Here is a 2,920-nt window from a genome sequence, read left to right as displayed (position 1 = left end):
TCCCTTGCGCGGCCTCCGCCTTTGGCGACGTCGCCCACGCAAAACTGTTATTGCCCCGCCACGCGTCACACGCCACATGAAACGGAAACATCTGCGGCGCGAAGGCGGGCGCGGCCAGATGCATTTGCGCAGCCGGCGTCCGGTCGAACCGGCCGATCGCCCATTCCAGCTGATGCGGCGTACCAAACGTGATGCAGCCGTTCGCGAGCCGGATAAACGCGCCGCGGCATTCGATGATGATTTCCTTCTCCGCCTTCATCAGCACCGAGCCGTTCACGCTCGACACCGTCACATCCCTGTCCGCGGCAAGCGACAGCAGGTCGCGCTGCGCGTGGATCTGCACCGGCCCCCACGCCGAAAAAATCCTGATGCCCATCTTCTCCGCGAACAGCGACAGCCGCTCCGCCGCCGCCATCGCGACATGCTTCATCGCATTGACGCTGAAGCGCGACGCGGCGGCCACACTCACATCCCCGCCCGCCGACACCATCACGCGCTCCGGCGTCGCGATGCCGATGCCGCCAGGCGCGGACAGCGCAATCACCGACCGCTTCAGGCCATCCAGTTCCTCCTTCAGCCAGCGGTTCTCCGCCTGCAGGTCGGCCACCTCCGCCTGCGACGCCCGGGCGGCATCGGCAAGCGTCTGCACGCGCGCCTGCATCGATTCGAACTGCTGCATCGCCGGGTTCAGGTCGCTCTGCGCGCCGCGCGCCTGCGGCTGCGGGTCCGACGAAACCAGCACGCCGCCGCCCGCGCGCAGATGCCCCTTCAGATCGGTGCGCAGCTCGAACCCCTCGCCGCGCGCATGCCCGTCGCGGTCCACCGTATGGCCCAGGTTGAGCTGCGACCTGCCGTGCTCCGTCGCCACCTTGATATGCTCTTTCCCCGTCCGGTCATCGAGTTCGACGGTATTGTTCGAGCGCGTGCGGATCGTATTGCGCGTGCCCCACGGATGGCCCGCGACGACCGGGTCGGTGTCCTGCGCCGTATGCAGCACCTGGCTGATATAAGGCAGATCCGGATTGCCCCACATGAAGGCCACCGTCACCACCGTCCCGTCGACCAGCCCGAAGTGAAACCCCGTCTGTCCCGCACCGGCGAACGGCTTCGCCAGCCGCATCGGGCAGCTGTTGAGCCCCGGCGTGCGCGGGTCGCGATCGAGATGCAGGTCGACGATGTAGCGGCCCTGTTCATCCAGATACGGATCACGCCGGTTCCTGTTCGCGCCGCCGGTCGACGCGATGCGCCCGGTCACCACGCCGTGCACGCGCGGCCACGTGTGTTCGAGCAGCGGCAGCCGGTACAGCCGGTCCGCCGGGATCGCCGTGAACCGGACCCGATAGCCGCTGCCGCGCGACGCGCTGCACGTCACCCGCACCGCCAGCAGCCCGTGCTTCGCGTCGGGCAGCTCGCGATTCGACAGCTTCAGCACGCCGCCCGGCGCGAGATCGGGCATGTCGCCGCTGCCGCGGTATTCGATCTGCGCGGCGTGCGCCGCCTCGCCGCGCAGCCGCGCCTCGTCGTCCGCGTCGTCGGCATGCCGGTACGGCGCGCCCCAGACATACGCTTCGCCCGAGGTGGTGCGGTCGTCCCGGATCTCGTACGTGCCGTCGATCGGCTCATCCGGTGTGCACTCGGCGCTGAAGGTGCGCACCGTGTAGCGCGTCGCGATGGTCGTCGCGTGCATCTCGAGCGTATCGACCGATTCGACGCCTCCGCTTTCCAGCCCGCCGGGCTGGCGGTATGCGACCGTCAGCGCCGGGTCGCGGCGGTAGTGCGTCAGGTCGTCGCCGAAGCGCACCTGCTCGCAGCGCCGGCCCGCCTCGCACACGTACCAGATGCCCGAGCGGCGGCACAGCCGCGTGATGAACGCGAGGTCGTCCTCGTGCCACTGCATCACGAACTCGCGCTTGCGGTAAGTGCGATACAGGTTGAGGTCGAACGCCGCGAGCAGCCGGTCGAAGCCGTTCTCGCGCAGGATCTGCGCGATGATCTCCGGGTCGCTCATGTCGAGGAAGAAGCGGCACTTCGGCGTGTGGCGCAGCAGCGCCATGCGCGACTCCAGCACGACCTCGTAGGTGGATTCGTCCACACTGCTGCCGAGCAGCGCAAAGCCGGTCGTGACACCGCACACGCGCCGCTCGGGCTCGGGCGCGCCCCACGGCGCGTGCGGCGGCTGGATGATGAAGCTCGCCGGCTTGTTCAGGTATTCGTCGCGCGACAGGTCGTGCCGCGGGTGCGTGAAGCGGATCACGTAACGCGCCGGCTCGCCGATCGCGCGTTCACCGTGAAACGAGAACACCCCGGCCTGTGCCGAACTGCGGGCCTGCGGTATGTCGAGGCGATAGTGCTGATGGGCGCTGGCGCGCGTACGCGGCAACGCGTCGGGCGGGGCCGTTGCTTCACTCACGGGTCTTCTCTCCGGTCGGTTCAACGTCGGCGCTGCGCTCGCGTGGGCGACCATGGCAAGCCGGTGCCGGCCCGCGCGGGCAGATCGCCTCAGGCTAGATATCGCCTGACTGGTTGAAGCGGATGATAAGGGTCGTGCCGTGCGGGCAGAGCGTTGCGCACACAATTTGACAGGCGCCTTAAGAACGTCTGATAAGGCGGCGCGATCGGGTCACCGGGTGTCGGAATACGTCAGAGGGGAGTCAGAGAAACCAGGCCGCGTTTCCGGGTGCGAGGTGCGGGACACGACGCAACCGCCGGGCGAACATCGGGCAACCGCAGCGGACTGCCGCAGGCGGTGTTATCAACAGAAACGCTTGATAAGGGTGTGCATAACCTGCGCACGACACACGCAAGTGCCTGATGCGCCTCACATTCGTGCCCGTGCTCGCCATACGGCAACGCCCGTTCGTCGTAGGTCCGCGTTATCCACAGTTCCCGTGCGCAAGCCTGTGGACATCCTGCGCAAGAC

At 67.8% G+C, this 2,920-nt stretch carries 1 protein-coding gene; it reads right to left on the bottom strand.

All coding sequences use genetic code 11. From position 1 onward, the window contains the following. A partial coding sequence (locus tag HV675_RS31970; RefSeq protein WP_246270679.1) for a type VI secretion system Vgr family protein occupies nt 1-2,410 on the bottom strand: 2,410 nt, incomplete at its 3' end. Nucleotides 2,411-2,920 lie beyond the last annotated feature (510 nt).

The sequence above is a fragment of the Paraburkholderia solisilvae genome (assembly GCF_902859875.1).
Classification (GTDB): Bacteria; Pseudomonadota; Gammaproteobacteria; order Burkholderiales; family Burkholderiaceae; genus Paraburkholderia; species Paraburkholderia solisilvae.
This window is presented reverse-complemented; position numbering and strand designations above follow the sequence as displayed.